This window comes from Cryobacterium sp. N19, from assembly GCF_002929595.1.
Lineage (GTDB): Bacteria > Actinomycetota > Actinomycetes > Actinomycetales > Microbacteriaceae > Cryobacterium > Cryobacterium flavum.
The window spans coordinates 173,858-199,703 of the sequence record NZ_PJJR01000054.1 but is presented as its reverse complement, the minus strand read 5'-3'; the positions used below and the strand labels follow the sequence as shown (position 1 = coordinate 199,703).

30 protein-coding genes are annotated in these 25,846 nt (G+C 65.1%); 9 read left to right on the top strand and 21 right to left on the bottom strand.

The annotated features are described in order from the left end of the window. Nucleotides 1–11: 11 nt before the first annotated feature. Complete coding sequence (locus CXY78_RS19090) at nucleotides 12–3,416, bottom strand: pyruvate carboxylase (RefSeq protein WP_104090713.1); 3,405 nt, start codon at nucleotides 3,414–3,416, stop codon at nucleotides 12–14. A gap of 78 nt (nucleotides 3,417–3,494) precedes the next feature. On the opposite strand from CXY78_RS19090, the gene CXY78_RS19085 reads away from it, so the two are divergent. After that, the gene (locus tag CXY78_RS19085) at nucleotides 3,495–4,307 is read left to right on the top strand and encodes a ParA family protein (RefSeq protein ID WP_104090712.1); all 813 of its coding nucleotides are present in this window, start codon (nucleotides 3,495–3,497) and stop codon (nucleotides 4,305–4,307) included. A 116-nt stretch (nucleotides 4,308–4,423) separates the two neighbouring features. Here CXY78_RS19085 and CXY78_RS19080 read toward each other — a convergent pair whose 3' ends face one another. The 7 genes from CXY78_RS19080 to CXY78_RS19050 all read right to left on the bottom strand — a co-directional run bounded on the left by CXY78_RS19080 (nucleotide 4,424) and on the right by CXY78_RS19050 (nucleotide 8,964). Further along, the gene (locus tag CXY78_RS19080) at nucleotides 4,424–4,975 is read right to left on the bottom strand and encodes a MerR family transcriptional regulator (protein WP_092339744.1); all 552 of its coding nucleotides are present in this window, start codon (nucleotides 4,973–4,975) and stop codon (nucleotides 4,424–4,426) included. A gap of 288 nt (nucleotides 4,976–5,263) precedes the next feature. Beyond that, the gene (locus tag CXY78_RS19075; protein WP_369827364.1) at nucleotides 5,264–5,962 is read right to left on the bottom strand and encodes a MerR family transcriptional regulator; all 699 of its coding nucleotides are present in this window, start codon (nucleotides 5,960–5,962) and stop codon (nucleotides 5,264–5,266) included. Between the two features lie 29 nt (nucleotides 5,963–5,991). Next, nucleotides 5,992–6,426 carry an FHA domain-containing protein gene (locus tag CXY78_RS19070; RefSeq protein WP_092339870.1) on the bottom strand — a complete coding sequence of 145 codons (435 nt, stop codon included), beginning with the start codon at nucleotides 6,424–6,426 and terminating at the stop codon, nucleotides 5,992–5,994. 190 nt (nucleotides 6,427–6,616) lie between these two features. Continuing rightward, nucleotides 6,617–7,234, bottom strand: coding sequence for a CDP-alcohol phosphatidyltransferase family protein (locus CXY78_RS19065; RefSeq protein ID WP_233197507.1), 618 nt, complete (start codon nucleotides 7,232–7,234; stop codon nucleotides 6,617–6,619). A gap of 30 nt (nucleotides 7,235–7,264) precedes the next feature. Next, nucleotides 7,265–7,780 (bottom strand): NUDIX domain-containing protein, encoded by a 516-nt coding sequence (locus CXY78_RS19060; RefSeq protein WP_092339743.1) that lies wholly within the window; start codon nucleotides 7,778–7,780, stop codon nucleotides 7,265–7,267. 56 nt (nucleotides 7,781–7,836) lie between these two features. Continuing rightward, nucleotides 7,837–8,385 carry an adenine phosphoribosyltransferase gene (locus CXY78_RS19055; protein ID WP_092339742.1) on the bottom strand — a complete coding sequence of 183 codons (549 nt, stop codon included), beginning with the start codon at nucleotides 8,383–8,385 and terminating at the stop codon, nucleotides 7,837–7,839. Nucleotides 8,386–8,394: 9 nt separating this feature from the next. Beyond that, nucleotides 8,395–8,964 carry a MarR family winged helix-turn-helix transcriptional regulator gene (locus tag CXY78_RS19050; RefSeq protein ID WP_092339741.1) on the bottom strand — a complete coding sequence of 190 codons (570 nt, stop codon included), beginning with the start codon at nucleotides 8,962–8,964 and terminating at the stop codon, nucleotides 8,395–8,397. An 82-nt stretch (nucleotides 8,965–9,046) separates the two neighbouring features. Between CXY78_RS19050 and idi the strand changes: the two genes are divergently transcribed. Genes idi through CXY78_RS19010 form a run of 8 tightly spaced genes read left to right on the top strand, consistent with a single transcriptional unit; the run spans nucleotide 9,047 to nucleotide 15,128 of the window. Next, a complete protein-coding gene (gene idi / locus CXY78_RS19045; RefSeq protein ID WP_092339740.1) occupies nucleotides 9,047–9,586 on the top strand; it encodes an isopentenyl-diphosphate Delta-isomerase in 540 nt (179 codons plus the stop codon). Next, nucleotides 9,579–10,625 (top strand): polyprenyl synthetase family protein, encoded by a 1,047-nt coding sequence (locus tag CXY78_RS19040; protein WP_158252881.1) that lies wholly within the window; start codon nucleotides 9,579–9,581, stop codon nucleotides 10,623–10,625. The genes idi and CXY78_RS19040 overlap by 8 nt, the downstream gene beginning before the upstream one ends. Next, entirely contained in the window at nucleotides 10,625–11,533 is a 909-nt protein-coding gene (locus CXY78_RS19035; RefSeq protein WP_092339738.1) for a squalene/phytoene synthase family protein, read from the top strand. The genes CXY78_RS19040 and CXY78_RS19035 overlap by 1 nt, the downstream gene beginning before the upstream one ends. After that, the gene (gene crtI, locus CXY78_RS19030) at nucleotides 11,530–13,188 is read left to right on the top strand and encodes a phytoene desaturase family protein (RefSeq protein ID WP_104090710.1); all 1,659 of its coding nucleotides are present in this window, start codon (nucleotides 11,530–11,532) and stop codon (nucleotides 13,186–13,188) included. Before CXY78_RS19035 ends, crtI begins: the two co-directional genes overlap by 4 nt. Continuing rightward, nucleotides 13,185–13,508: a lycopene cyclase domain-containing protein gene (locus tag CXY78_RS19025; RefSeq protein WP_092339736.1), complete on the top strand. Its 324-nt coding sequence runs from the start codon at nucleotides 13,185–13,187 to the stop codon at nucleotides 13,506–13,508. Before crtI ends, CXY78_RS19025 begins: the two co-directional genes overlap by 4 nt. Continuing rightward, the gene (locus tag CXY78_RS19020) at nucleotides 13,505–13,825 is read left to right on the top strand and encodes a lycopene cyclase domain-containing protein (protein WP_092339735.1); all 321 of its coding nucleotides are present in this window, start codon (nucleotides 13,505–13,507) and stop codon (nucleotides 13,823–13,825) included. Before CXY78_RS19025 ends, CXY78_RS19020 begins: the two co-directional genes overlap by 4 nt. Then, entirely contained in the window at nucleotides 13,818–14,717 is a 900-nt protein-coding gene (locus CXY78_RS19015; protein ID WP_092339734.1) for a prenyltransferase, read from the top strand. Before CXY78_RS19020 ends, CXY78_RS19015 begins: the two co-directional genes overlap by 8 nt. A 33-nt stretch (nucleotides 14,718–14,750) precedes the next feature. Then, nucleotides 14,751–15,128 (top strand): RNA-binding S4 domain-containing protein, encoded by a 378-nt coding sequence (locus tag CXY78_RS19010; RefSeq protein ID WP_092339733.1) that lies wholly within the window; start codon nucleotides 14,751–14,753, stop codon nucleotides 15,126–15,128. 50 nt (nucleotides 15,129–15,178) lie between these two features. On the opposite strand, the gene csrA is transcribed toward CXY78_RS19010, so the two are convergent. From csrA to CXY78_RS18945, 13 genes are all read right to left on the bottom strand, one after another. After that, entirely contained in the window at nucleotides 15,179–15,556 is a 378-nt protein-coding gene (gene csrA, locus CXY78_RS22220; protein WP_104090708.1) for a carbon storage regulator CsrA, read from the bottom strand. Between the two features lie 9 nt (nucleotides 15,557–15,565). Beyond that, nucleotides 15,566–16,564: a hypothetical protein gene (locus tag CXY78_RS19000; protein WP_104090707.1), complete on the bottom strand. Its 999-nt coding sequence runs from the start codon at nucleotides 16,562–16,564 to the stop codon at nucleotides 15,566–15,568. Continuing rightward, entirely contained in the window at nucleotides 16,539–18,590 is a 2,052-nt protein-coding gene (locus tag CXY78_RS18995; protein ID WP_092339730.1) for a flagellar biosynthesis protein FlhA, read from the bottom strand. Before CXY78_RS18995 ends, CXY78_RS19000 begins: the two co-directional genes overlap by 26 nt. Then, entirely contained in the window at nucleotides 18,587–19,729 is a 1,143-nt protein-coding gene (locus CXY78_RS18990) for a flagellar biosynthesis protein FlhB (RefSeq protein WP_092339729.1), read from the bottom strand. Before CXY78_RS18990 ends, CXY78_RS18995 begins: the two co-directional genes overlap by 4 nt. Next, nucleotides 19,729–20,487, bottom strand: a complete 759-nt coding sequence (locus CXY78_RS18985) for a flagellar biosynthetic protein FliR (RefSeq protein ID WP_092339728.1) — start codon at nucleotides 20,485–20,487, stop codon at nucleotides 19,729–19,731. The genes CXY78_RS18990 and CXY78_RS18985 overlap by 1 nt, the downstream gene beginning before the upstream one ends. A 1-nt stretch (nucleotide 20,488) precedes the next feature. Next, complete coding sequence (gene fliQ, locus CXY78_RS18980; RefSeq protein ID WP_092339727.1) at nucleotides 20,489–20,764, bottom strand: flagellar biosynthesis protein FliQ; 276 nt, start codon at nucleotides 20,762–20,764, stop codon at nucleotides 20,489–20,491. Beyond that, complete coding sequence (gene fliP / locus CXY78_RS18975; RefSeq protein ID WP_369827362.1) at nucleotides 20,761–21,639, bottom strand: flagellar type III secretion system pore protein FliP; 879 nt, start codon at nucleotides 21,637–21,639, stop codon at nucleotides 20,761–20,763. The genes fliQ and fliP overlap by 4 nt, the downstream gene beginning before the upstream one ends. Continuing rightward, nucleotides 21,636–22,091, bottom strand: coding sequence for a flagellar biosynthetic protein FliO (gene fliO, locus CXY78_RS18970; RefSeq protein WP_092339726.1), 456 nt, complete (start codon nucleotides 22,089–22,091; stop codon nucleotides 21,636–21,638). Before fliO ends, fliP begins: the two co-directional genes overlap by 4 nt. Beyond that, nucleotides 22,092–22,799 (bottom strand): flagellar motor switch protein FliN, encoded by a 708-nt coding sequence (gene fliN, locus CXY78_RS18965; protein ID WP_092339725.1) that lies wholly within the window; start codon nucleotides 22,797–22,799, stop codon nucleotides 22,092–22,094. It lies immediately after the preceding gene. Further along, nucleotides 22,796–23,707: a flagellar motor switch protein FliM gene (locus CXY78_RS18960; RefSeq protein WP_174775005.1), complete on the bottom strand. Its 912-nt coding sequence runs from the start codon at nucleotides 23,705–23,707 to the stop codon at nucleotides 22,796–22,798. The genes fliN and CXY78_RS18960 overlap by 4 nt, the downstream gene beginning before the upstream one ends. A gap of 72 nt (nucleotides 23,708–23,779) precedes the next feature. After that, nucleotides 23,780–24,637, bottom strand: coding sequence for a flagellar motor protein MotB (locus tag CXY78_RS18955; RefSeq protein ID WP_174775006.1), 858 nt, complete (start codon nucleotides 24,635–24,637; stop codon nucleotides 23,780–23,782). Continuing rightward, complete coding sequence (locus CXY78_RS18950) at nucleotides 24,634–25,500, bottom strand: motility protein A (protein ID WP_104090705.1); 867 nt, start codon at nucleotides 25,498–25,500, stop codon at nucleotides 24,634–24,636. The genes CXY78_RS18955 and CXY78_RS18950 overlap by 4 nt, the downstream gene beginning before the upstream one ends. Then, nucleotides 25,500–25,733, bottom strand: coding sequence for a flagellar FlbD family protein (locus CXY78_RS18945; RefSeq protein WP_104090704.1), 234 nt, complete (start codon nucleotides 25,731–25,733; stop codon nucleotides 25,500–25,502). Before CXY78_RS18945 ends, CXY78_RS18950 begins: the two co-directional genes overlap by 1 nt. Nucleotides 25,734–25,846: the final 113 nt, after the last annotated feature.

The following is a 25,846-nucleotide window of genomic DNA, read 5'->3' as shown; positions in this document are numbered from 1 at the left end:
CGGCCCTAATCTTAGCGCGGACGCACAACCACGAGCAGATCGCCCGCATCGACCTGCTGGGTGAGCGGGACGGCGACACGTTCGATGGTTCCGGCGATCGAGGTGGTGATCGCCGCTTCCATTTTCATGGCTTCGATCGACGCGACGCTTTGGCCGGCTTCAACGTGAGCGCCTTCCTCGACCTGCAGGGTGACCACGCCGGAGAAGGGTGCGGCGATCTGGCCGGGCTGGTTGGCATCCGCTTTTTCGGCGATCTTGGTCTGCACCGTGATGCTCGTGTCGCGCACGAACACCGGGCGCAGCTGGCCGTTGAGGATGGTCATGACGGTGCGCATACCCTTGTCGTCGGCTTCACCGATGGCTTCCAGGCCCACGTAGAGTCGCACGCCCTTAGCGATTTCGACGGCGTGTTCCTGGCCCTGCTGCAGGCCGTAGAGGTAATCGACGGTATCGATGACGGACAGGTCACCGTAGCTTTCCTTGACCTGTTCGAACTGGCGGGTCGGCGCCGGGAACAACAGCTGGTTGAGCATCGCGCGACGTTCGGCACTCGATGCGCCGAGGGCGGTGCGCTCCCCCGCGGTGATCTCGGTGACACCAACGCGTACGTCGCGGCCCGCGAGCACCTTGGTGCGGAACGGCTCCGGCCAGCCGCCGGGCAGTTCGCCGAGCTCGCCAGCCATGAATCCGATGACGGAGTCGGGCACGTCGTACTTGTCAGGGTTCGCCTCGAAGTCGGCCGGGTCGGCCTTCACCGCGGCGAGGTAGAGGGCGAGGTCGCCGACCACCTTCGAAGACGGGGTCACCTTGGGCACGCGGCCGAGGATAGTGTTCGCGGCGGTGTACATGTCTTCGATTAGTTCGAAGTGGTCGGCCAGGCCGAGCGCGACGGCCTGGGTGCGCAGGTTGGAGAGCTGCCCGCCCGGGATCTCGTGCGAGTAGACCCGGCCGGTCGGGGCGGAGAGGCCCGATTCGAACGGCGTGTACAGGGTGCGCACGGCCTCCCAGTACGGTTCGAGGTCGGTCGTGGCCTTGAGCGAAATGCCGGTGTCCCGTTCGGTGTGAGCGAGGGCCGCCACCAGTGAGGATGCCGACGGCTGGCTGGTCGTGCCGGCCATCGGAGCCGAGGCCACGTCCACGGCGTCGGCGCCCGCACGGGCTGCGGCGAGCAGGGTGGCCAGCTGGCCGCCCGGAGTGTCGTGGGTGTGCACGTGCACGGGCAGGTCGAAGCGTTCGCGGAACGCGCTAACGAGCTTCTCGGCTGCGCTCGGGCGGAGCAGCCCGGCCATGTCCTTGATGCCGATGACGTGGGCGCCGCTTTCGACGATCTGGTCGGCCAGGCGCAGGTAATAGTCGAGGGTGTAGAGGTTCTCGGCCGGGTCGAGCAGGTCGCCGGTGTAGCAGACGGCAACCTCGGCCAGGGTGGTACCGGTGTTCAGCACCGCGTCGATGGCCGGGCGCATCTGTGACACGTCGTTGAGGGCGTCGAAGATGCGAAAGATGTCCACGCCGGTGTCCGTGGCCTCTCGCACGAACGCGTCGGTCACCTCGGTCGGGTACGGGGTGTAGCCCACCGTGTTGCGGCCGCGCAACAGCATCTGCAGGTTAATGTTCGGCAGGGCTTCCCGCAGGGCGGCGAGGCGTTCCCACGGGTCTTCGCCGAGAAAACGCAGCGCCACGTCGTAAGTAGCGCCGCCCCAGCCCTCGACCGAGAGCAGCTGCGGGGTCAGCCGGGCCACATACGGTGCCACGGCCACGAGATCTTTGGTACGCACCCGGGTCGCCAGCAGCGACTGGTGGGCATCCCGGAACGTCGTGTCGGTGACGGCCAGAGCGGTTTGGGCCCGAAGATCGGCGGCGAATTTGGTCGGGCCGAGCAGCTGCAGCTTCTGGCGGGAGCCGTCGGGGGCCGGGGTCGTGATGTCGAACTGCGGCAGCTTGTCGCGCGGGTGCACCGTGGTCGGCGGCACGCCGTTGGGCTGGTTGACCGTGACCTCGGCAAGCCAAGTGAGAATCTTGGTGCCGCGGTCCTTGGATTCCCGGCCGCGCAGCAGCTCGGGGCGCTCGTCGATGAACGAGGTGCTCAAGTCGCCGGCGGCGAAGTCGGGGTCGTCGAGCACCGCCTGCAGGAAGGAAATGTTGGTGGAGACGCCGCGGATACGGAACTCGGCCAGCGCACGCTTGGACCGCACCACGGCGGCTGCATAATCACGGCCGCGGCAGGTGAGCTTGGCGAGCATCGAGTCGAAGTGCGGGCTGATCTGCGCGCCCGTGTTGACCGTGCCACCATCCAAGCGGATGCCGGCGCCGCCGGGTGACCGGTAGGTGGTGATCTTGCCGGTGTCCGGACGGAACCCGGCCGCGGGGTCCTCGGTGGTGATGCGGCACTGCAGTGCCGCGCCGCGCAGGCGGATCTCGCCCTGCGTGAGGCCGATCTCGGCCAGGGTCTCCCCCGCCGCGATGCGGATCTGCGCCTGCACGAGGTCGACATCGGTGACCTCTTCGGTCACGGTGTGCTCCACCTGGATGCGCGGGTTCATTTCGATGAACACGTGCTGGCCGGCGCGTTCGCCGACGGTGTCGAGCAGGAACTCCACGGTGCCGGCGTTGACGTACCCGATGGAACGGGCGAACTTGATGGCGTCGGCGTAGAGCTGCACCCGGATCTCATCGCTCAGGTTCGGCGCCGGAGCGATCTCGATGACCTTCTGGTGGCGACGCTGTACCGAGCAGTCGCGCTCGAACAGATGCACCGTCTCACCGGCGGCATCCGCCAGAATCTGCACTTCGATGTGACGGGGGCGCAGCACTGCGGCCTCGAGGAACATCGTGGCGTCGCCGAACGCGCTGTTCGCCTCGCGCATGGCTTCTTCGAGGGCTCCGCGCAGCTCGCTCTTCTTGGCGACGCGGCGCATGCCGCGCCCGCCACCGCCAGCGACGGCCTTGGCGAAGATCGGGAAGCCGATTTCGTCGGCCTGGCTAATGAGCAGTTCGACGTCGGTCGATGGCTGCGTCGATTTCAACACCGGAACGCCGGCCGCAATGGCGTGCTCTTTCGCGGTGACCTTATTGCCGGCCATTTCGAGCACGTCGGCGCCGGGGCCGATGAAGGTGATGCCGGCCTGGGCGCACGCATCGGCGAGCTCGGGGTTCTCCGACAGAAAACCGTAGCCGGGGTAGATGGCGTCAGCGCCACATTCCTTGGCCACCCGGATGATTTCACTCACGTCCAGATACGCGCGAACCGGATGCCCGGTCTCACCAATCTGGTACGCCTCGTCGGCTTTCAGACGGTGCAACGAGTTGCGATCCTCGAATGGAAACACCGCCACAGTCTTGGCTCCGAGCTCGTACGCCGCGCGCATGGCACGGATCGCGATCTCTCCGCGGTTGGCAACAAGGATTTTCTCAAACATGCAAGCCTTTCGAGGGCGTACGGGGCGCACAGCTAACGGTTAGGTTCTCTAACACTAGTGAAGGTAACCTTGCTACTCATGCACGTACTCAGCGTAAGTTCCCTCAAGGGTGGTGTCGGCAAGACCACTGTGACCCTTGGTCTGGCTTCTGCTGCCTTCGCCCGCGGCGTGCGCACACTCGTCGTGGATCTCGATCCGCAGTCTGACGTGTCAACCGGTATGGATATCCAGGTAGCCGGTCACCTCAACGTTGCCGATGTTCTCGGCTCGCCCAAGGAAAAGACGGTGCGCGCGGCTATTGCCCCGAGCGGCTGGACCCGCAACCGTCCCGGCACGATCGACGTCATGATCGGCAGCCCGTCGGCGATCAACTTTGACGGGCCGCACCCGAGCATCCGCGATATCTGGAAACTCGAGGAAGCGCTCTCGACGATCGAGAAAGACTATGAGCTCGTGCTCATCGACTGTGCACCGTCGCTCAACGCCCTCACACGCACCGCGTGGGCCGCGAGCGACCGCGTCGCGGTCGTTACAGAGCCCGGCCTGTTCTCGGTTGCTGCAGCAGACCGTGCGCTGCGCGCGATCGAAGAAATTCGCCGAGGCCTCAGCCCGCGCCTGCAGCCGCTCGGCATCATTGTGAACCGGGCCCGCACGGCGTCGCTCGAGCACCAGTTTCGCATCAAGGAGTTGCGCGACATGTTTGGGCCGCTCGTGCTCAGCCCGCAACTGCCGGAGCGTACGTCGCTGCAGCAGGCGCAGGGCGCCGCGAAGCCGCTGCACATCTGGCCGGGCGACAGTGCGCTCGAGATGGCGGGCTACTTCGACCAGTTGCTCGACCGGGTGCTGCGCACGGCGCGCATCGGCGAGTACGTCGAGGCCCCTGCGGTCTAGTTCGAACCTAGGCTTCTGCGAGGTCTCTAAATCGAGCCTGGGCTTCTGCGCAGATGCAGCTTGGCCAGAATTCCAGCGCACCGCGAATGGCGGCACCTGGGACCGAAAAGCGGATGCTAGGAGATTTTGCGGGTGGAACGACGGGCGGCGAGCTCGTCGGCGGGGTCGACCGGATGCATGTCGAGTTCGACCAGGCTAGTCTCGACCTCGCGGAGAACTTTGCCCACGGCGATCCCGAAGACGCCCTGGCCGCGGCTGACCAGGTCGATGACCTCATCGTTGGAGGTGCACAGGTACACGCTTGCGCCGTCGCTCATGAGCGTGGTCTGGGCGAGGTCGCTGATTCCCGACTCGCGCAGCTGGTTGACCGCGGTGCGAATCTGTTGCAGAGAGATGCCGGTGTCGAGCAGACGTTTGACAAGCTTGAGCACGAGGATGTCGCGAAAGCCGTAGAGGCGCTGGGAACCAGAACCGGCCGCGCCACGCACTGTGGGTTCGACCAGGCCGGTGCGGGCCCAGTAGTCGAGCTGACGGTAGCTGATGCCGGCCGCACGCGCGGCGACAGCGCCGCGGTAGCCGGAGTTTTCATCAAGCTCGGGCATGCCATCGGTGAACAGCAGTCCTAACGAGTAACGCGAAGCGTCAGCGTCAGGCTTGAGCTCACTCATATGGGTTGCCTCTCGGGGGTTACGCGGTGCCGTGACCTGCAGCTGCGATGAAGCGAGCGTAAAGCCACTGTGTTGCGGAATTATCTGTGGTGCGGATGTGAACGGAATACTGATGTTATGACGATGTCCTGCTGTGCATCGCTCTACCTACGGTACCGAGGTGAAGTGCCTCGCAGCATGACATTCGCGTGACCGATTTGGCGTGTCGGTCGAGTGCAGGCGGCCCCGCCAGGAAGCGACCGGATCAAATCGACGACGGTGTCTCTTGAACCTGAATCAGTCTACGACCTAGTTGGTCAGTCGGCCCAGTGCGGAGCGAATCAGGCTGCCTCGAATGACCTCGAGTTGCCCGGCGATCTCGACCGCCATTTCAGCTGCCTTCGCCCGGCTGGAGGCGTCTTTACGCCGGGCGAGCGGCACGAGCGCACTTTCGATGAGGCCGAGTTCGCGTTCCGCCGCACCGCGAAAGCCTCGGAGGTGCCGCGGTTCGATTCCACTGCGTTGCAGCTCGACGAGGGCCCGCAGCACGTGCAGCACGCTGTCGCCGTAGTGTTCGGCGGGCAGAATGATCGACGCGGAGACAGCATCGTGCAGGAGCGTGGCGGATGCCCCGGCTTCGCGCAGCAGTTCGTCGCGGGTGAGACGACGCGACGTGCCGAGCATCGACGCTCCGGGGGTGGTTCCGCCAGGCAAGACCGGCGACAGCCCGGCATCCAGATCATCCAGATAGGAGCGGATGACCTTCAAGGGAAGGTACTGATAGCGCTGCATCGACAGGATCAGTCGCAGGCGATCGACGTCGCTGGTGCAGAACTTGCGGTAGCCGGATTCCGTGCGGGCCGGGGCGACGAGGCCCTGTTCCTCGAGAAAGCGCAGCTTCGACGGAGTCAGTTCGGTGAATTCCGGGGTGAGGCGTGCCAAGACCTGGCCGATACTCAGCAGCGGCGCTGATCCCGGAGCTTGCCCTTGAGCTTCCGACACAGACACGGAACGAGCCTGGGCGGAGTTTGCCGCCACTACTCGCTCGCCGCGCGGGCGAGGTCGAGGCGCGACGCGTAGAAGGTGAGACGAAACTTGCCGACCTGCACCTCGGCGCCGTCGGTCAGAGCGGCGGTTTCGATGCGCTCACCATCGAAGTACGTGCCGTTGAGCGAGCCGAGGTCTTTCACCGTGAAGGTTGTGCCGTTACGCAGGAACTCGGCGTGCCGACGCGAGACCGTGACGTCGTCGAGAAAGATGTCGGCGTTCGGGTGGCGACCGACGCTCGTGAGATCGGCGTCCAGCAGAAAACGGGCACCGGCATTGGGTCCGCGACGAACGACCATGAGCGCCGACCCGGAGGGCAGAGCGGCGATGGATTCCTGTTCCTCGGCCGTGACGTTCGAGTTGATCGACGCGATCTGGGCGGCGAACTCCTGGCTGAAATTCATCGTTGTGTCGGTGCTGAGCATGTCGTGCACCGTGGTCGATTCGCCGGGCGTCTCGACACCGGTGGAGCCAGGAGTGGAGGATGCTGGGGTGGACTGCGCCTTGCTGGGCATTGCTTCGCCTGTCGTCGGGTTTTCGGGCTGATCTGTGGGCACGGGCTCGTTCTGCTCCTCGGAATTATTCTTTCCGGCTAGATCGACCATCATGCACCTCCTATCGTTCCAGCGTATCGGAAGATACACCCGGGGCGACCCTTGGCAGCCGAATCACTCGCATCGTTTCAATGGCATAAATAATGCCGGCCCACCAGTACAGAAAAGCGCCCCAGAGGCCGAACGCCCAGCCCATCGGCTGCGACCACCATTCCAGTGCAGGAAAGGCCTGTCCGAGCATGATCATCGGCAGGGCGTAGAACAGGCAGAAGGTCGCCACCTTGCCGAGGTGGTGCACCGGCAGCGGGCCAAACCCATAGTTTGCGAGGATGACGCCCAAGGCCAGCAGAAAGACGTCACGCCCCACGATGACCAACACAATCCACCACGGGACCAGATCGCGCCAGGCGAGTCCGATCAGAGCCGCAAAGATATAGAGGCGATCGGCGGCCGGGTCCAGCAGTTGGCCGAGGCGGGTGATCTGGTTCCAGCGCCGCGCGAGAAACCCGTCGAGCCAGTCGGTGAAACTGGAGATGCTGAGCACGACCAAAGCCCAGGCATCCTCTCCCTGGGCGAGGAGTACGAGAAAAACCGGCACCAGTACCAGCCGCAGCAGGCTCAGCACGTTGGGCAGGGTGAGCACCCGATCGCTCACCACCCCGTTCACTGCCGTCGTCACGAGAAAGAGTCTATCGAGTGGGGCCAGATTTCAATCCAGCCGCCCCCGCAGCGTGGGCCAGCTGGCAGCGAAACCGGGATGAAGGGCGAGCAGATCAACGGAACCAGCCGGAACCCAGCGCAGGGCGATGCTCTCCTGGTCGCTGATCACCGGTTCGAACTCCTCGGTCGCCTCCACGACGACGGTCGTGTACGACCAGAATCCTAGGTCGAATAGGGACGTGAATTTGACCTGCACCAGGTGCGCTGGCACGCCGGCCTCTTCCCTTGCTTCGCGCAGGGCGGCGTCGATCGCACTTTCGTTCTCGTGGCGAGCTCCACCCGGAAGCCCCCACGTATCGCCGAAATGACTCCAGACGGCGCGATGCTGCAGCAACACTCCGAGGCGCGGATGATGAACGAGGAGTCCGGCCGCACCGAATCGGCCCCAGAATTTGCGACCATCGGGAGCGTGAACCCAGGCGTCGCCGCTGTCCCGGCCCGGGCCGACCGGCGGGACGGCCGCCCCGCGCGCGACGCTCGCATCGACACCCGAACTCTCAGTCATGCTCCAAGCATGCCCCACGCAGCCCTGAGGTTCGTGCGAAATTTGGCTCAGCTGACCTAGATCGACATGATCGCGTGTACCGCCGTGGTGCCCAGACGCTCACGACCGTGCAGGTCGGTCAGCTCGAGCACGACACCGACGCCGGTGAGGGTGTAGCCGGCCCGATCGATGAGACGGCTCGTGGCCGCGATTGTGCCACCCGTGGCGAGGACGTCGTCAAGGATGAGAACGCGGCTGCCGGCCGGCAGCTGGCCGATTTCGAGTTCGAGTCGGGCCGAGCCGTATTCCAACTCGTATTCTTCGGTCAGCACGGTGCCTGGCAGCTTGCCGCCCTTACGCACGGCCAGGACAGCCACGTTCGCCGCGTACCCAACAGCGGCCGCCAGCAGAAAACCGCGAGCCTCGATACCGGCTACGGCATCGAATCGGCCTCGGTGCTGGTCGGCCAGGTCGTCGATGATCGCGCGAAAAGCCACCGCGTCGGCGAATACCGGGTTGAGGTCGCGGAACAGGATATCGGGCTTGGGAAAATCGGGGTACGAGGCCAGCAGGGCCTCAACGTAGGAGGCGGCAGATTTCGGCGCAGTGGCAGAGAGTTGAGTCACTGATCCATCTTAAGCGGATGCCGGCTCTCCGCCCGGCGCTGCAGCGGCCGCCGCTTCCCGGGCCACTGTGTCCGGGTGCGGCATCATGGCGATGGCGCTCATCGCGTCAAGAAAATGCACAACGGCCGCCTGGTGGTCGGCGGCGAGCCCCACGGCGACCTGCATGAGCTGCTCGTGCGTGCCCGACAGCGCCTGCCGCATCTGCTCGTGCGAGGACGAGGTAGCGAACAGGCGCTGGGCCCGACCGTCATCCGGGTTCACCTCCCGGCGAATGTGGCCAGACGCCGTGAGTCTGGAGAGGAGCTTCGCGGTGGCGGCCGACGAGATGTTCAGGAATTCGCTGAGATCCTTGGGGCTGGCGACGCGGTTTTGGCGTTCGCAGGCGATGAGGTGACGGATGGCCATCAGGTCTGTTTCATTGATCTGCATCTCAGCCTGGGCGCGGTGACGCATCGCGGCGTCGGCCACGCGAAACCGGCGCACGGCACGCAAAACCTCCATGGCCGAAGAAACTCCGGCGTTCTTGGGGTCGTACCAGTACGTCCCGGGCGCTGGGGGGTTACTCTCATCGTGGGACATATCCCCATGGTAACGTGGGCAGTCGCTAACTTGGTTAGTTATTTCCGATCATGTTAAGGTTAAAAAGAGAAGGGGAGCACACGTGCACACCGCCAATACCCTTGATGAGCACGTAATCCTCCTCGATGACGAGGGCCGCCACATTGGTACCGCGCCGAAGCACAGCATCCACGGATCGGACACCGTCCTGCACCTGGCGTTCTCGTGTTATGTCCTCAATCCGCTCGGCGAAGTGCTCGTCACTCGACGGGCGCTGACCAAGAAGGCTTGGCCGGGTGTCTGGACCAACTCGTTTTGTGGGCATCCGCTTCCCACCGAACCGCTGACGCAGGCCGTCACACGCCGGGCCGGATTTGAACTCGGGCTCGACCTCGACCACATCGATCTCGCACTCCCCCTGTTTCGGTACCGTGCCACCGACAGTAATGGCATCGTCGAGAACGAGATCTGTCCCGTCTATCTGGCCACGACCGTCGCCGAACCCACGCCGAACCCCGACGAGGTCGCCGAATACGCCTGGACCCGCCCCGCAGACCTGTACCGGGCAGTGACGGATGCCCCGTGGGCGTTCAGCCCGTGGATGGCTCTGCAGGTGCAGCAGCTGGACACTTTTCGTGCTTGACACGGTTGCGACGGGCGTCGAAACCGATCTGACCCGGTTTTTCGCGGCCGCACGACTGCGCGCGAGCGACTACGGCGAGCACTATGTGGCGTTGTGGGATTCCCTGGAGCAGGCCAGCAGTGGCGGCAAGCGCGTGCGCCCCGCGCTCGTGCTCGCCGCCTATGCCGGTTTCGGTGGTCGTGATCAGTCCCTGGTAGCACCGGTCGCCGTGAGCTTTGAGCTGCTGCACACGGCATTTCTGATTCACGACGATGTCATCGATCGCGACCTGGCGCGTCGCGGGGTCGCCAACATTGCCGGGCGTTTCAACGACCGGGCGCTCGCGCACGGAGCCGTTGCCGACCAGGCCGGGGTCTGGGCGGCGGCGGCCGCTATTCTCGCCGGCGACCTGGCGCTCAGTGAGGCGCATCGTGCGCTGGCCAAGCTGCCGGTCGACGTGCACACCAGGCTGCGGCTGCTCGACCTGCTCGACCGGGCGGTGTTCGTCTCGGCCGCCGGGGAATTGGCCGACGTGACCAACAGTTCGGCGCAGCATCCGCTCAGCGTGGAGGAGGTCATCACCACCCTGGAGAACAAAACCGCCGTCTACTCCTTCGAAGCGCCTCTCCAAGCCGGGGCGGTGCTTGCCGGAGCCTCGGCCGAGGCGATTCGCCTGCTCGGGCGGTACGGACGTCTCGTCGGGGTGGCCTTTCAGCTCACCGACGATCTGCTCGGGGTGTTCGGCGACCCGGTCAAGACCGGCAAGAGCGTCACCGCCGACCTGCGCGAGGGCAAGCAGACCGCGTTGATCGCCCACGCCGGCGGCACCGAGAGCTGGTCGCTGATTGCACCGTATCTCGGCAAGATCGACCTCAGCGAGGAGGAAGCGGAACGGGCGCGGGAGCACCTGCGCGCCTGCGGTGCGAAAGCGGCCGCTGAGGGGCTGGCCTACGACCATTCTCGACTGGCAGTCGACACGCTCGACCCGGCGATCATTCCCGCCGAGCTGCGGGCAACCCTGATCGAGTTGGCCGAGGCCGCCGTGAATCGGGCCCGCTGATGACGCCGCTGCGAGCTGTATCGGCTCGAACGGTCTCTGACACGAATCTGCTCAAATACGCGGAGACCGCGCGGGCCAGTTCCGCGACGGTGATCGGACACTATTCCACGTCGTTCGGCCTTGCCGCCCGGCTGCTCGACTCCCGGGTGCGCACCCCGGTACGAACGATCTATGCCCTCGTGCGCATCGCCGACGAGATCGTCGACGGAGCCGCCACCGAGGCCGGCGTCGGGATAGAGGAACAGCGGCAGCTGCTCGACGAACTCGAACTAGAAACCGAACGTGCCATCGTGCGTGGTTACAGCACCAATCTGGTCGTGCACGCCTTTGCCGCTACGGCCAGGCAGTGCGGAATCGACTCCAGCCTGATCGCCCCCTTCTTCGCGTCGATGCGCCGTGACCTTGACCCGACCCCGTTCAGCGCCGAGGGCGTAGCCGAGTACATTTACGGTTCAGCCGAGGTGATCGGGCTCATGTGCCTGCGCACTTTCGTGCACTGGTCCCCGCGCAACGACTCCGAACTCAGTGTGCTCGAAGACGGTGCACGCCACCTCGGCGCGGCTTTTCAGAAGATCAATTTTCTGCGCGACTTGTCCTGTGATCGCGAGGTCCTCGGCCGCAATTATTTTCCGGGGATCGACCCGCTGCACCTCACCGACGCGCAGAAGAACGTGATCCTCGACGACATCGATGCCGACCTCGCAATTGCCAGTGCCGTTCTGCCGCTGCTGCCTGCTGGCTGCCGGCGCGCCGTCGCCGCCGCACAGGGCCTGTTCACCCGGCTGTCCCGACGGCTGCGGTCGACCCCGGCCAACCAGTTATTGCGCTCCCGCGTGCGGGTGCCGGATGGAGAGAAACTAATGATCGCCCTGAACTCCACCATCGGCCGCGGCGCGTGGAAGCGATGACACGCACTATCGTGATCGGCGGCGGGATCGCCGGTCTGGCCAGCGCCGCCCTGCTTGCCAGGGAAGGCCACGACGTCACCCTCCTGGAATCCCGCGCCGAACTCGGCGGCCGGGCCGGCCTCTGGGAGACCGAAGGATTTCGCTTCGACACGGGCCCATCGTGGTACCTGATGCCGGAGGTGTTCGACCACTTCTACCGTCTGTTCGGCTCCAGCGTGGCCGAGCAGCTCGACCTCGTGAAACTCGACCCCGGCTACCGGGTGCTCTTTGAGGGTGACCCTGTTCCGGTGGATATTCGCGCCGACCGGGCCGCAAACATCCGCTTGTTTGAATCGGTGCAGCCGGGGGCCGGACGGGCGCTCGATCGGTATCTCGACTCGGCGACCGAAACCTATGACATGGCCGTGAAGCGATTTCTGTATTCGAGCTACGAATCGTTCCGCCCGTTCCTGGTGCCCGACGTACTGCGCCGGCTCGGGCGACTGGCGCGCCTGCTGCTGCAACCACTCGACAAATTCGTCGCGGGCTTCGTGACTGACGCACGGCTGCGTCAGATTCTCGGGTACCCCGCGGTCTTCCTGGGTTCGGCGCCCAACCTCACGCCGTCGATGTATCACCTGATGAGTCATCTCGACCTCGCCGACGGAGTGCTTTACCCGCAGGGCGGATTCAGCACGCTGATCGACAGCATCGCAGCGATAGCCCGATCCGAAGGCGTTCGAGTGATCACCGAAGCTACGGTCACAGCTGTTCGGGTGAACGGTGACAAAACCGTCGCCGGGGTCAGCTACCGGGATTCCGCTGGGCAATCGGTGAGCCTCGACTCCGAAAGCGTCGTCTCGGCCGCCGACCTGCACCACACCGAAACCGAATTGGTGCCGACCGCATTGCAGACCTACCCGGAACGCTGGTGGCAGAAGCGCCGGTCGGGCCCGGGAGCCGTGTTGGTCATGCTCGGCGTGAGCGGTGAGCTCCCCCAGCTGCAACACCACTCACTGTTTTTCACGACGGACTGGGGCAAGAACTTCGGCCAGATCTTCGGTAAGACGACATCGGTGCCGTCGCCCGCGTCGCTGTACGTCTGCATGCCGAGCGCGACCGACCCCTCGGTCGCACCGACCGGCGACAGCAACCTGTTCGTGCTCGTGCCCGTTCCGGCCGATGTGACCCTCGGTGCCGGCGGCATCAACGGTGCCGGTTCAGTCACGATCGAGCTGATTGCGGATGCCGCCATCGCGCAGGTCGCCCAGTGGGCCGGAATCCCCGACCTCGCCGCCCGCATCACGGTGCGACGCACCGTCGGCCCGGCCGACTTCGCCGATGACCTGAATAGTTGGAAGGGCGGCGCTCTCGGGCCGGCCCACACGCTACGACAGAGCGCCTTCCTGCGTGGATCGAATATGTCGAAGAAGGTTTCCGGCCTGTATTACGCTGGCGGTACCACGATTCCCGGCATCGGACTGCCGATGTGCCTGATCAGCGCCGAAATTCTGCTCAAGCGGATACGCCACGACACCACCACCGGACCGCTGCCCGAACCGCTGCCGGCCCGGCCAGGCCGGCCGGCCGTGCCTGGTGGGTTCGGAGGATTCGGAGGATTCGGAGGATTCGGAGGATATTCCGACACCCCAGCGGAGTCTGCGCCGCCCTCGTGAGCGTTCTGTACCTGCTGACGCTGCTGGTCTCGCTTGGAGGCATGGTGGTGCTGGACTGGCGTTTTCGGCTGTTCTTCTGGCGTTCGCCCGGCCGGGCAGCCCTGGTGCTCGGTATCGGTGTGCTGTTCTTTCTCGGTTGGGACCTCGCCGGCATCGGCCTGGGCATCTTCTACCGCGGGGAAACATCGCTGATGACCGGCGTGCAGCTGGCGCCGGAACTGCCGCTCGAGGAATTCTTCTTTCTCACTTTTCTCTGCTACCTCACCATGAACCTGGTGCAGGGGGCCCGGCTGGTTCAGGGCCGGCGGGCTACCAAGTGACCTACCTGCTCCTGAACGCGGTCTTTCTCGCCGTCGCCGCACTCGTAGCCGCAGTGGCCGCCCTACGCCGGTTGATTTCGGCCCGCTTCGTTGCGGGCGTTGCCTCCGCGCTGCTGCTGACCCTGGTACTCACGGCCCTGTTCGATAACCTGATGATTAGGGCTGGATTGTTCAGCTATGACCCGGAGCACATTTCGGGCCTGTTCGTTCTTCTCGCCCCGATCGAAGATTTTGCCTACCCGCTCGCCGCGGCGATTCTGCTTCCGGCGCTGTGGACATTGGTGGGCGGCACCAGGTTAGGACAAACGGATGACTGAGCAGCTCGGCACTTCAGGGTGGAAGACCCGGCAGGTTGTGCAGTCGTCGCGGCCGCTCAGCTGGATCAACACGGCTTTTCCGTTTGCCGCCGCCTACGTTGTGACCACCGGGCGTGTGGACGCGACGCTGATCGTGGGCACACTGTTCTTTCTGATTCCGTACAACCTGCTGATGTACGGCATCAACGATGTTTTTGATTACGAGTCCGATTTGCGAAACCCCCGGAAGGGCGGCGCCGAGGGGGCACTGCTGCACCCCGCACTGCACCGAACGGTGATTGCCGCGGGCGTCCTCAGCTGTGTGCTTGTCGGCGGTGCGATGGTGTGGTTGGTGGGGGCTGGACATCCGCTCTCCTGGGTCGTGCTTGCCGTCAGCCTGTTCGCTGTGGTGGCGTACTCGGTGCGCGGGTTGCGGTTCAAGGAACGGCCCATTCTGGACTCGATCACCTCGAGCACCCACTTTGTCAGCCCCGCCATCTATGGCCTCGTCGTGGCCGGTGCCACCGTGAACTTCGGGCTGCTGGCCCTGCTCGCCGCCTTCTTTCTGTGGGGCATGGCCAGCCACGCCTTCGGTGCCGTGCAGGACGTCGAGCCCGACCGCCAGGCCGGAATCGCGTCCATCGCGACAGCGCTCGGCGCCTGGCCGACGGTGCGCCTCGCGATCACCTTCTGGGGTCTGGCCGGTCTGCTGATGCTCGCCACCCCCTGGCCAGGGCCGCTCGCCGCGGTGCTGTCCTTTCCCTACATTCTGGCGGCGCTGCCGTTCTGGTCGGTCAGTGACGAGCTGTCCGAGAGCGCCAACCGCGGCTGGAAACGATTTCTCTGGCTCAATTTCTTCACGGGTTTTGTCGTGACCATGCTGCTGATCCTCTGGGTGCGGCAGGGCGGCTGAGTTTCGACTCGGCCCGTTGGCTAGAGTGAAGGGATGGAGCTTACCTCTGCCCGCGTCGACAGTTGGAGCTGGGGCGTGCGCTTGTTCAAAACCCGATCGATGGCCACAACCGCCTGCCGCGCCGGGCACGTGCGGGTGAACGGCGACAAAGCCAAAGCCGCGCAGGCCCTGCACATCGGTGATGAGGTTCGTGTGCGCAGCGACGGTTTCGACCGGGTGCTGATTGTGTCGCGTCTCGTGGTCAAACGGGTCGGCGCCGTGATCGCCGCCGAGTGCTACGTCGACAAGACTCCCCCGCCACCGCCCCGCGAAGAGGTCGCACTCGTGCCGATGCGCGACCGCGGCGCCGGGCGCCCGACCAAGCGCGAGCGCCGAGAGATCGACGAGCTGCGGGGCCATGTCAACGAGTGAGCACTACGACAAACGCACGTCAAAGCGGATGCTGCGCTTGCGCTGACCGCTCAGGCGTGTGTCGGCGGGTGCGGCAGAGCCGGCCTGGGCCGGGGCTCGGCTGATTCCGGCGCTGGGGCCGGTATCGGCGCTTCCGGTGTTACTGCGGGTGCTGGCTGCGCCTGGCGCGACTGGGCCGACTGGGCCGACTGCAGCGCGGCGAGAACGCCGAGGGATCGTTTGATGCGATCTTCGGCGGCGGTGTCGATGTGGCTCGCCGCGAGGTTTGCCTCGCTGACCGCGCGCACGACCTCGTCGCGTTGAATCTTCACGCCCCGCGGTGCGTCGATGCCGATGCGCACACTGTCGCCGCGGGCGTCAAGCACGGTGATGACGATATCGTCACCGATGAGGATCTTTTCCCCCGGTTTGCGTGTCAGAACGAGCATCGTTCCAGCCTACCGTTCGCGCTCGGTGGGTCGAGAATGCGGCGGTGCAGCCCGGCGGCCGGTCGGCGCCGCCGCGACCCGCCCGTCCATCCACTCCACCGGCAGTCCCAGGTCGTCGACGGTGGCCGGCGAGGTCGTGAATTGGCGACCGAGCGCGGCCACGGCGTGCACCTGAATGGCGGTGACGACCATATTGACCCAGCGGATGGTGTCCTCGGGTTTTCGACTCGCGTCGACGACCACCCAAACCTGGTCGGCACCGATTGCGGTGAGGGTTGCCGCTCGAGCGAGAGCGTCGGACGCGGGTTCGAGGCCGTAGGCGATGAAGGTGCTGTGGCCGATATCCACGCCGTGGGCTCTGGCCAGCATGGCACCGCGCCGGTCGTCGACCCGCTCGATGCGCTCCTCCAGCAGGGTGCCGGCGATGCGCAGCTCGCCCGCACCGGCCACGCGCAGCATAAGACGAGCGATCGTGAGTGGGTCTTCCTCGAGCCCGACGATCAGAACCAGGTCTCCGGGCCGAGTGAGCGGGGCCGGTACCGGGGGTCGGGCCAACGCCGGGCGGGCGGTGCTCGGTGCTGGTGCCGAGCCCCGGGCGGGAACTGCGTCCGCGACCGGCTCGGGTGCGGCATCCGGAACCACATCGCGGCCGGTCGCGAAGGTGAGTTCGTCCATGAGCTTGGCGAAACCGTCAGAGGTCGTCGAGAGCTGCGGCGACGGCTGGGCCGGGTGGAGTTGGAATTCAGCCTCGTCGGCGTCGTCGAGCAGCGCCGCTATACCCAGCCGGGCCGAGATATCAAGGCCGGCATGCGCCGACTTCTTACGCTCTGCCGGCTCCAGCACCTCGACGGTGATCTCGTAGTGCTGGCGCGCGAAGAATCCGCGGATCCCGCCGACTGTGACCCGTTCGGCGGCGATGATGGTGGCGTTGGCACCGTGCTCGGCGACGACGCGTTCCTGCAGCTCCCGCAGGGTCGGACCCTCAAGCAGAAATCGTTTCGGCTCCACGGACCACACCCACTGTCTCAATGGTCACATTCGCCGATGTTACTTCCTGATACGACAATACCGGCAGACCGCCGGTCTGCGTGGAGATGAGGCGGCGGATGGCTGGCCGCAGCGCCGGAGCGCACACCAGCACAGCAGTCTGCCCGCTCGCCTCCACCTTGGCCACCGAGCTGCGCACCGAGGCGAGCACCGTCTCCAGGCGCGCCGGATCCATCAGAATCTGCGTGCCCTGATCGGAGGGGCGCAACCCCTCGAGCATGGACTGTTCGAGAGTGGGGTCGATCATGATCACGCGCAGCAGCGTGCCATCGAGATACTGTGCGGTCAGCGCCGGGCCGAGCGCCTGCCGCGCGGCCTCAACCAGACCCTCGGCATCGTTCGAGGCCTTCGCGCGCAGCGAGAGCGCCTCGTAGATGCGCGGCAGATCGTTGATCGGAATCTGCTCGACCAGCAGGCCCTGCAACACCCGCTGCACCTCGGCGAGGGAGAGCAGACCGGGAATGAGGTCGTCGACGGCCGAGGGATTGACCTGTTTGACGCCATCCGTGAGCACTCGCACGTCTTCCCGGGTGAGTAGTCGGGCCGCGTTCGTGGTGATGATCGAAGACAGGTGGGTGACCACGACCGAGACCCGGTCGATCACGGTGGCTCCGGTCATCTCGGCGCTGTGCCGCATTTCGCTCGGCACCCATTTGCCGGCCAGGCCGAACACCGGCTCGATCGTGACCTGCCCCGGCAGGGTGTCCAGGGCGTCGCCGAGGGCGAGTACTTTGCCGGCCGGGGCCAGGCCGCGCCCATATTCGACGCCGGCGATGCGAATCACATAGGTCGACGACGGCAGATCGACGCTGTCCCTGGTACGCACCGGGGGCACGACCACGCCAAGATCCATGGCGATTTTGCGCCGGAGGCCCCGTACCCGAGCGAGCAGGTCGTCGGAGGCGCCGGAGACGAGATCGACCAGGTCAGGCGAAAGCATGATCTCAAGCGCGTGCACGCGCATCTGCTCGATCAGGTCTTCGGTGGTGTCGGTCTTGGGAGCGCTCTTCTCCGACGCCGTGCTGGCCTCGATGCTCGCCTGTTTGCTGACTTCGCCGGCCTTGATTCGTTGGGCGATCAGCATGAGCGCCATCCCCACGATGAGGAACGGCAGCACCGGCATACCAGGGATCAGCGCCATGAGCACTGCTGCGGCACCGGCGATGGTCAAGGCGTTCCGCGACTGCGTCAGCTGAGCGGATGCCGTCGAACCGATGTCGGTCTCCGCGTTCGAGCGGGTGACGATCATACCGGTGGAGACCGCCATGAGCAGTGCCGGAATCTGGGTGACGAGGCCGTCACCGATGGTCAGCAGGGCGTAGGTGTTGACCGCCTCGCCGATCTCCAAACCCCGCTGCAGCATGCCGATCGCGATGCCGCCGATGATGTTGATGATGATGATGATCAGGCCGGCGATCGCGTCACCCTTGACGAACTTCGACGCACCGTCCATGGCGCCGTAGAAGTCGGCCTCGGCCGAGACTTCAGCTCGACGATCCTTGGCCTGCGCATCCGTGATCAGGCCGGCGTTGAGGTCGGCGTCGATGGCCATCTGCTTGCCCGGCATGGCGTCGAGGGTGAATCGAGCCCCGACCTCGGCCACACGCTCGGCACCCTTGGTGACGACAACGAACTGGATGACGACAAGAATCAGAAAGATGACGGCACCGATGATGATCGAGCCGCCGACGGCGACGTGCCCGAACGCCTCGATCACCTGGCCGGCATAGCCTTCGCCCAAAACCAGACGAGTGGATGCCACGTTGAGACCGAGACGAAACAGGGTCGCCACCAGCAGCAGTGACGGAAATACCGAGAAGTCCAGCGGCTTCTTCACGAACATGGTGGTGAGCAGGGTGACCAGGCCCAGCATGATGTTCAGGATGATCAGGATGTCGAGCAGACCGGCCGGAATCGGCACGACCAGCAGCAGAATGATGCCGACCACGCCGACCGGAACGGCGAGCTTGATGAGATTGCGATTCACGAGCGGCCTCCGGCAGTCTGCGGTGTTGATGAGGATGATGGAGCAAACGGTGCAGCGGCCAGTGCGCTCATGGTGTGGGTTCCCGCCGTGCTCCCCCGCTTCTTCAGTGCCATGACGAAGGCGAGCACCCTGGCGACAGCGTTGTACAGTTCCGTGGGTATCTCGTCGCCGATCTCGCACGCAGCGTGCAGCGCCCGCGCGAGCGGCACGTCCTGCACGATGGGAACGTGATCGGTGTCGGCCTGCGCGCGGATGCGAGCGGCCACATGACCGACCCCCTTGGCGACCACACGCGGCGCCGATTTGCCCGGCTCGTATTTGAGGGCGACGGCCACGTGGGTGGGGTTTACCAGCACGACATTGGCATCGGTCACCGAGGCGATCATGCGGTTGCGGCTCATCATCAGCTGCCGGGAGCGGCGCTGCGATTTGATCAGCGGGTCGCCCTCCGAGGCCTTGTTCTCGTCCTTGACCTCTTTTTTCGTCATCATGGTTTTCTTGCGGTTGCGTTTCATGATGACGAAGATGTCGGCGGCAGCGAGCACGAGGCCGGCCGCGACGGCGGCCTGCAGCAGCGCGGCCGTTCCGCCGCCGGCCGCGATGAGCAATTCAGAAACCGGCAGCCCTCCGGCGGTCAGCAGCACCGGCATCAGGCCCTGAATCACCGAGTACAGTACGAAGCCCACGGCGGCCGTCTTGGCGAGAACCTTGACGCCTTCCCAGAGTGCCTGGGTGCCGAACACGCGTTTCATGCCCGTGACGAGATTGAACTGCTCGAACTTTCCGGCGAATTTCTTGAAGTGGATGCCGCCCTGCAGCATTGCTCCGCCCAGCACGACGACGAGCACCACGACGAAAAACGGCGTGAGAATATCGGTCAGCGAGGCCAGCCCGTTGCCGAGGGCTTCAACGGCCACGCTGGGATCTGGATTGCGGGCGAGCGTGCCGATCAGATACATCTGGTCCGTGCCCGCATCGCCGCCGGCCGCGATGGTGACTGGCAGCATGAGACCGGCCGCGCCAACGCCGAGCCAGGCGGTGACATCCTGCGATTTGGAGAGTTCGCCCTTTTCGCGCACCCTCTTCATACGTTTTTGGGTGGCTTGTTCGGTCTTTTCGCCGGAATCGGTGTCGGACACTACCTCACCCCCATGAGCGCATCGAGGGCCTGCCCGGTGAGGGAAGAGACGATGCGCGGCAGGGCCACGAACACCGTCGCGGCGAGGCTCAGCGTGATGAGGATCTTCAGCGGAAAGCCGAGGGCGAACGCGTTGAGCGCGGGGGCGACCCGAGTGAGCAGGCCGAGGCCGGCATCCGCTAGAAACAGCACGACGAGCAGCGGGCCGGCGATCTGCACGGCGGCGAGGAACATCTGGGTGGTAGCGGCGATCATGGCCTGGGCTGGCGCGGCCAGGTCGATGCCCGAGCCCAGCGGAATGGCGGTGTAGCTGCGAAACAGACCGCCGAGCACGAGTTGGTAGGCGCCAGAGGCGAACATGAGTGCGAGGGCGGTCATCTGGAACAGTCGGGTGAATTGGGCGCCGTTGACCATCGACTGCGGGTCGAAACCCTGCGCCATCTGGAATCCGCTGAACATGTCGATGAGGCCACCGGCGGACTGAACGGCGGCGAAAACGAGAAAGACCAGGAAGCCCAGGGTGGCGCCGACCAGGATTTCCAGGATCAGGGCTCCGACGAACCCGGCGGTGTCCTGGGAGACGTACTCGGCGGTGACCCGCGGTGAGACGGCCAGGGCCAGTCCGATGGCGAGCATAGCTTTGATGCGGGCCGGAAAAGCACGGTAGGAAAACGGCGGTGCGATGACCAGAAAAGCCACCATGCGCACACCGGCCAGCATGACCGCTTCGATCCAGGCGAAATTGAGGTTGAACTCCACGTCAACCTCCGCCGAGCAGCGCGGGAATCTTCTCGAACATCGAGTTGGTGAAGGCGACCGATTCGGCGATCATCCAGTGGCCGCAGATCAGCAGGGCCAGGGCGACGGCGACCGCTTTCGGCACGAACGACAGCGTCACTTCCTGAATTTGAGTGATCGACTGCATCAGCGAGATGGCAAAACCCACCACGAGCGCGGTGATCAGCACGGGAGCCGACAGTTTCGCGGCCAGAATCAGCGCCTGCAGGCCGATATCGAGCACCGCATTGGTATTCATGTGGCCAGCTGATAACTGCCGATGAGGCTCGTGATGATGAGCCCCCAGCCGTCGACGAGTACGAACAGCAGAATCTTGAACGGCAGCGAGATCATGACGGGCGGCAGCATCATCATGCCCATCGACATCAGCGCCGCGGAAACCACAATGTCGATGACCAGGAACGGGATGAAGATGACGAACCCGATGATGAAGGCGGCGCGCAGTTCAGAGATCATGAACGCCGGAATGAGGGTGAGCAGGGTCACGTCGTCGGGATTGTCGGGGTTGGGCTGGTCGGCGGCCCGAGTCATCAGGGCGAGGTCTTCGCCGCGGGTATTGGCCAGCATGAACTGCCGCAACGGCTCCGAACCGAGGTTCAGGGCATCGGTGAAGTTCAGCGAACCGTCGAGGTAGGGCTGAAGTGCCACGTTGTTGATGTCGGTCAGCACGGGAGCCATGATGAAGAGCGACAGAAACAGGGCGAGGCCGGCGAGCACCTGGTTCGGTGGAATCGACGGCAGCGCGAGGGCGTTCCGGGTCATGGCCAGCACGACGAAGATCTTGGTGAAGCTCGTCATCATGAGCAGCAGAGCCGGGGCGACGGACAGCAGGGTGATACCCAGCAGGGTGACGATCGCTGACGAAGGTGCACCGTCGGGTCCGTTGATGTCCACGCTCAGCCCGCCGCCGCCGGTGTCGGACGGGTCGGTGGGGTCGGTCGGCAGGGTCGGGTCGATGGGGCTGTCCGGCATGGCCGGGTCGACTGGCAGGGCGTGCACGACGCTCACGCTCAGCCAGACGAGGGCTGCGGTGATGACGAGACCACAGAGAATCAGCAGGCCGAGCCGGGCAGAGGCCTGACGGTGTACCTGCCGGTCGACCGCGGAGTTCACCGTCCCTGCCGAAGCAGCGCGGCGGTCTGGCGCCAGGTTGATGGTGACAGGATCGACCCGGCCAGCGGGGCGGGGCGGGTCGGCGTCGGGGCCGGGGCGGCGTCATCCGCTTCGGCCGTGGCCAGGGAACGGGCAAAGGCGTCGCTCGCGTCGGGGCTGCCGAGCGCTGCAACGGCGGTCTCGAGGGTCGACGTGGAGACGGCAGCGACGGATTTTTCGTGCAGCACAGTCACGGCCTGCTCGGTCACGCCGAGAACGAGACGAGTTCCGTCGACCTCCACGACGACAACGGATGCCTTCTGCCCGATGGGTTGCCGGCCCACGACGGTCACCGGGTTAGCGATACCGTGCGCGCGTGCCCCGCGCGACAGTCGTCGCTGCAGGTACCAGAGCAGTGCGAGAACCACGCCCAAGGACAGGACGACGCGCACCGCGACTATAAGGGTGTCCACTTACGACAGGCCATCCGCGACATCGAGAATCTGGGTGATACGCACGGCGTAGTCCTGGTCGACGACGACGATTTCACCGTGCGCGATCAGACGGCCGTTCAGCAGAATATCGGCCGGTGCACCGGCGGAACGGTCCAGTTCGATGACCGCGCCGGGCTTCAGCGACAACACGTCGCGCACGGACATACGGGTGCGCCCGATCTCAACGGTCAGGGACATTTCGACGTTGCTGATACGCCCGAGGTTTCCCATGGCGACGCGGCTAGAGGCCGTAACGGGCCCGCCGACAACGCCGTTCTGGCGCACTCGAATGGCGAACCAGCCGGTCACGACGCCGCCGGCACTCAGCTCGAAGACGTCGGTGTCGTCGGCGGCGAACAGCGCCGAGGCGTCTTCTACCCTCGAGTCGCCGAGCACGCCGATTCCGAGCACGCCGGAGGCGCTCTCCAGGGCCGGACGCAGAACATCCTGGCTGGAGACGAGCTGGGAGTTCGCCCCGGCTGCGGCGTCGAGGGAGGCCGAGTCGCTCAATACCACGGCCAGGTCAGCGGAGGTCGTGCCCACAAACGAGGCGACCACGGCGGAACCAGCGCGCGAGCTCAGCTCGGCACTGCCGGTATGTGGCACCGCCAGCAGCGGCACCGACGTCGGCAACACGCGGATGAGAGCGTCAACGGCGACCTCGGGAATGGATCGGGTAGAAATCATTGAGCTGTCTCCTCGGTATCAATGACGATGCAGGCCAGCCGTGAACCGTTTGCCCCCACGGCCGCGCGGGCGAGCGACTGGCCGTCGACGGTCAAATTGAGCGGACGATGCTGGGGATGCGGAACGTGCAGAACATCGCCGACGGCCAGCGTCAGAATGCGACTGGGCAGTACGTGGGCCGTCTCCAGCCGGAGCGACACGTCGACCGGTACGGCCGCGATCTGGGCCTGCAAAAATTCGGCGGCATTCGACGTGGTGCTGGTGGGGTTCGCTTCGCCGAGTTGCGGCATCAGCGCCGCAGCAGGGATGGCCACCGTCGCCGTCGCGGTCACCTTCTCCACCCGAATGGCAAAGGTCGCGACCACCATCAGGTCGCCGGTTGCGGCCGCCTGGGCAAACTGGGAGTTGTACTGGATCGCCTCGACCCCCATCTCGTCGACGAGCAGCGGTCCGAAAGAATAACGCAGGTCTTCGAGGCTTTCGGCGATGAGCTTGCGAATCAGGGCGAGCTCGATCTGGGTGAAATTGCGTTCGGCGATCACGGGGATGCTGCTGTTGCCGCCAAGCATGTGGTTCACCCAGGTGAGTGCCGACGTGGTCGGAAACTGGATGACGGCTCGGGCTTCGAGACCGGCGACCGTGCACAGCACCATGGCCGTTTTCGGCGGCAGAGAGCCCGCGTACTCGTCGTAGGTGGCCATGAGTACCTGCTCGCAGGTGACCATGCAGAGCACGCGCACACGTGCGGTCAGCTGGGTGCCCCACTGCCGGGCGAACGTCTCAAAGGCCAGTTCCAGAACACGAGCGTGTTCCCGAGCCAGGGTGGTGGGACGCCGAAAGTCGTACAGCTCAACGCTCTTCGCCGCTTTCGCGGGCGCACTGCTGTCGACCTGATCCTGGACTGTCACGTTGGGACTATCGGCGGGGTCAGTCGAATGGTAAGGAGTCTCAGCCCGCGGATGCAGCGCGTATGTTCCGGGTCAATCCTTCCCGGCCACACCGGGGATGAGCGCCCGCACGCTGTCCGGCTGGTCCGACAGCAGCACGACATCCACCCGGCGGTTCTGGGCCATGTCGTCGAGGGTTGATCCGGTGTTCACCGGCTGAGCCGAGCCGAAGGCGACAGCGGATATCATCTCTCCGCCAATCCCACCCTGCTCCACCAGACGACGCAATACCTGCGTCGCCCGGCTCGCGGACAGTTCCCAGTCCGTGGCAAACGTCGCGGACTGGCCGTGTTTGTCGGCGTGCCCCTCGACCGATATCTTCTGCCCGCTGGCCACCATCGCCGGAGCGGCAGCGTCGAGCACCGCAGTCGCCGCCGCGGTGAGCTGGGCGCTGTCCGGTGCGAAGAACGTCTCGCTGCCAACCAGGCCCAGGGTCAGGCCACGGTCGGTGATGTGAAACTCGACCAGTTGGGCCACACCGGCTGCGGTCAGATTGGCGGTCACAGCAGCCTCCAGCTGATCGAGCTTCGCCACCTCCTTCTCGGCCGCTTCGGCGTTCGCGGTGGCCACGGCCGTGGCCTCTGCCGGGTCGATTGCCTCGGACGAGTGGGTGACTTCCGTGGGTGATTCGCCCTGGTTGTCGATGAGGTCGGCCGGAACGACGACTCCCTCGGCGGTATCCACCTTGCCAGCATCGACGGCACCGAAGCCGGTGGCAAGGGAGTTGGCCAGTTGCTCGTACTTGTCTTGGTCGACAGTCGACATGGCAAACAGAACGATGAACATGCACATCAGCACCGTGACCATGTCCATGTAGGAGGCCATCCACCGCTCGTCGGGGTGGACGTCCTCTTCTTCGACCATTTTGCGCCGCTTGGCGCGCACACTCATGCTGCTTCGGGAAGGTCTTTGTCTTTACCCTTTCCCTTACCCTTGGCTTTGATCTTTCCGGCGGGTGAGGCAGCATCCGCCTGAACGTCCTTGCCCTTGGCGCCGACCTTGGGCAACAGCTCGGCCGGAACCATGGCCCGCAGTCGTTCACCGAGCAGCCGCGGCTGGCTTCCGGCCTGCACGGCCAGGGCGCCTTCCATGACCAGGGTCATGCGGTCGACGTCGAGGTCGGCAAGACGGCGCAGCCTGGAGCCGATCGGCAGCCAGATGAAGTTGGCGGACAGCAGGCCCCACAGTGTCGCGACGAACGCGGCCGCGATCATCGGGCCGAGGGTAGCGGGCGTGTCGAGGTTTTCGAGGACGTGGGTCAGAGAAACGACCGTGCCAATGATGCCGACAGTCGGGGCGTAGCCGCCGAGGCCGGTAAAGAATTTGGCCGCGTTGCGGTTGGAGCGTGCCTTGGTTGCGATCTCGTCTTCGAGCAACATGCGCAGTTCGTCACCGTCGGTGCCGTCGGCGATGTTCTGCAGGGCCCCCCGCAGAAACGGATCCTTGACGGTGTCGGCTTCCTGGTCGAGGGCGAGCAAGCCGGAACTTCGAGCGGTTTCGGCCAGGCCGACGACCTGGTCGATGACGGACTGCGGGGGCGTGGTCTTCCCGCGGAGCGCACCCGGCAGCGCCTTGAAGGCAGAAGTGAAATCCTTTATTGTGCCGCCAGCGAGCCCGACCGCGATGGTGGCGCCGAAGACGAGGATCATGGGAGCCGGCAGCAGGATTGACATGACCGAAGAATGCTCGAGGGTGATCATGGCCAGGAGCGCGCCAAAGGCGAGCACCAGACCGATCAGAGTTGCGGGATCCACTAGAGCTTCCTGGGGCCTCGCGGCAGGTCCCCGGCGCTCGGGTCGTACGCGAGCGCGATCACGTGCGCCCGGTAGCTGGCGATCTTCTCGATCACTTCTTCCATGGACTCGGTGACGATGAAGTTGGCACCGTCCACCATGACCAGGGTGGTGTCCGGGTTCGCATGAATGCGTTCGATCAGGTCGGGGTTAATCGCAAAGTGACTGTCGTTCAGCCGCGTTAGTACGATCATGTGCTCATCCCTGGGTCAGAACACCGCAAGCGAGGTGTCAATCAGTACTGTCGGCTGTTTGTGGACCGGCGTAAGGCATCCGCTCAGTGGACAATTTTGACGGGTGCGCGGCC

Bases quoted from the DNA above. Each gene is read 5' to 3' on its own strand.
- csrA (WP_104090708.1), bottom strand. From the start codon at position 15,556: ATGCTCGTTCTGACACGCAAACCGGGGGAAAAGATCCTCATCGGTGAC.
- CXY78_RS19010 (WP_092339733.1), top strand. From the start codon at position 14,751: ATGGAGCTTACCTCTGCCCGCGTCGACAGTTGGAGCTGGGGCGTGCGC.
- CXY78_RS19015 (WP_092339734.1), top strand. From the start codon at position 13,818: ATGACTGAGCAGCTCGGCACTTCAGGGTGGAAGACCCGGCAGGTTGTG.
- CXY78_RS19050 (WP_092339741.1), bottom strand. From the start codon at position 8,964: ATGTCCCACGATGAGAGTAACCCCCCAGCGCCCGGGACGTACTGGTAC.
- fliQ (WP_092339727.1), bottom strand. From the start codon at position 20,764: ATGAATACCAATGCGGTGCTCGATATCGGCCTGCAGGCGCTGATTCTG.
- CXY78_RS19070 (WP_092339870.1), bottom strand. From the start codon at position 6,426: ATGCTCAGCACCGACACAACGATGAATTTCAGCCAGGAGTTCGCCGCC.
- crtI (WP_104090710.1), top strand. From the start codon at position 11,530: ATGACACGCACTATCGTGATCGGCGGCGGGATCGCCGGTCTGGCCAGC.
- CXY78_RS19090 (WP_104090713.1), bottom strand. From the start codon at position 3,416: ATGTTTGAGAAAATCCTTGTTGCCAACCGCGGAGAGATCGCGATCCGT.
- CXY78_RS19060 (WP_092339743.1), bottom strand. From the start codon at position 7,780: ATGACTGAGAGTTCGGGTGTCGATGCGAGCGTCGCGCGCGGGGCGGCC.
- CXY78_RS19080 (WP_092339744.1), bottom strand. From the start codon at position 4,975: ATGAGTGAGCTCAAGCCTGACGCTGACGCTTCGCGTTACTCGTTAGGA.
- CXY78_RS18945 (WP_104090704.1), bottom strand. From the start codon at position 25,733: ATGATCGTACTAACGCGGCTGAACGACAGTCACTTTGCGATTAACCCC.
- fliN (WP_092339725.1), bottom strand. From the start codon at position 22,799: ATGATTTCTACCCGATCCATTCCCGAGGTCGCCGTTGACGCTCTCATC.
- CXY78_RS19085 (WP_104090712.1), top strand. From the start codon at position 3,495: ATGCACGTACTCAGCGTAAGTTCCCTCAAGGGTGGTGTCGGCAAGACC.
- CXY78_RS19035 (WP_092339738.1), top strand. From the start codon at position 10,625: ATGACGCCGCTGCGAGCTGTATCGGCTCGAACGGTCTCTGACACGAAT.
- CXY78_RS18955 (WP_174775006.1), bottom strand. From the start codon at position 24,637: ATGAGTGTGCGCGCCAAGCGGCGCAAAATGGTCGAAGAAGAGGACGTC.